Origin of the sequence: Vibrio owensii CAIM 1854 = LMG 25443 (assembly GCF_000817815.1) — a bacterium.
Lineage (GTDB): Bacteria > Pseudomonadota > Gammaproteobacteria > Enterobacterales > Vibrionaceae > Vibrio > Vibrio owensii.
Genome location: NZ_JPRD01000104.1, coordinates 1 through 1656, shown reverse-complemented (window position 1 = coordinate 1656; position 1656 = coordinate 1). Strand labels below are relative to the sequence as shown.

The following is a 1656-nucleotide window of genomic DNA, read 5'->3' as shown; positions in this document are numbered from 1 at the left end:
TTGGTTGATAAGCTCAACCATGGTTAATTAACTCTCAGCACACTCCAGATATCCGTTAATCGGTACCCCTTCTTTTGCAAATACATAACCACTTGAGATTGATGGTGTTCATTTATTGGTCGCTCTGAACCGAAGCGAGCTACTTTACAACGCTTAGTTTGCGCCACATGGTCAAAGTCCGCTTGAAGAAGCCTCAAAGCTTGCTCCACTTGCAAAAAATTATAACGTCCACTAGCCAACTTTTGCGCTATCACACTAAACCCTAAATGTTCTTTCATCATAGCTCTTATTGCTCGTTGAATATCTGCACAGTCATCAATTCGCCCGCTCTCGTAAAATGGAACAAAATAAGAGTAAAGATAGCTCGGTTTTACTGTAAGCATTAAACGCTGTCGTACGTCTTGTGATGTTGAAGTTGGATATCGTTGTAGGACTCGTTCAATACGGAGCTTTATCTGTGATTCATTATACTTTGGCATTACTGACCTAACCGATGAGATGGCATACCAAGTCAATATCTTGCCACCATCAGAGGGGACATTTAAAGTTGGGAGCGTGAAGTCAATCGCAAAGCTTATTATAAACAATTTTTATCAATCAAACACTTTAAATGGCAAATATGAATACCTCTTTGTATCTCCACGTACATTAAAATGATCCGTTTCACGGCTACAACAGGGACACCCTATTTTCTTCACTGCAGCGAGAAAATTTTCGCCGAAGAGTCGAATGCACCATGCTTTGAACAACCAATCTTGACATGAGTGCTTTTGTCTATATACCCAACTTGAGAGTAATCGTACAGGTCACCGTATTTAGCTTGCGCTTTTTTTAAAACTGCTGAGCTCTATGCTTTTCATCAAAAGGCATTTCTGCGATTTACTTAACTGGATGTACCAAGATATGCGCTTGGTGTGTATCTAAATTCCACTCTTTCATCTCTGCGACAAAAAAACCATGTTGATTAATCACATCAATGAGCTCTGGAGCCCTTTCTAGCTGGATAAGCATAGAGAGAGGTGTAACTTGTTTATGAATTTCATCAAAGCCGTATTCTATTTGCTCATCAAGCATATATAGGATGCCCACCTCCGCTTCCATCCCCTCATCGAATAAACGGGATTCTATCCCCTCAGCATCGTAGAGATAAACCAGTAAGTTGTAGAGTTTTTCTGCCCCAACGAGCTTCGTTTGGTTCGCTTGAGAGTTAAGTTCATACAATTTCATTTCTAAGTTCCCTCCTTTTCTTCTCGCCACATTAAGCATCAATTTGATGTCTTTCTTTACATTGGCAAGCGATTTATCCATTAGCTTAGGCTTCAAGAACTTAATGAGAATATCATTTCGACTCGCCACTGGAACATGACGCTCAGCCGCAGAGACTTTACAAAGCAAGTGAAGCAAAGAGTGGAGCACCACATGATGTAGGTTGTAGTAATAGTCAAAATCTCGTTTGATTTGCATGGATATTTTTAGTCTGTAAGTGATACCCACCATATGGGGAGGAACTTTTCGAATTTCAAGGGCAATCAATTCAAGCAATAGACGGGATAAAACGTAGATACAATAGTCATATTTCGACAAAAAATAAATTACCACCTTCTAAAGAAGGTGGCTTTGTGTGAGCTCCCTAAAAGGGGCCTTTGTTTAACCCAG

The 1656-nt window shown here is 40.1% G+C and carries 2 protein-coding genes; both read right to left on the bottom strand.

Features of this window, described 5'->3' with window-relative positions; genetic code table 11:
* Positions 1-23: 23 nt before the first annotated feature.
* Positions 24-383, bottom strand: a complete 360-nt coding sequence (locus H735_RS29445) for a hypothetical protein (protein WP_152447714.1) — start codon at positions 381-383, stop codon at positions 24-26.
* Between the two features lie 496 nt (positions 384-879).
* Positions 880-1464 (bottom strand): DUF2913 family protein, encoded by a 585-nt coding sequence (locus H735_RS29440; protein WP_042980845.1) that lies wholly within the window; start codon positions 1462-1464, stop codon positions 880-882.
* Positions 1465-1656: the final 192 nt, after the last annotated feature.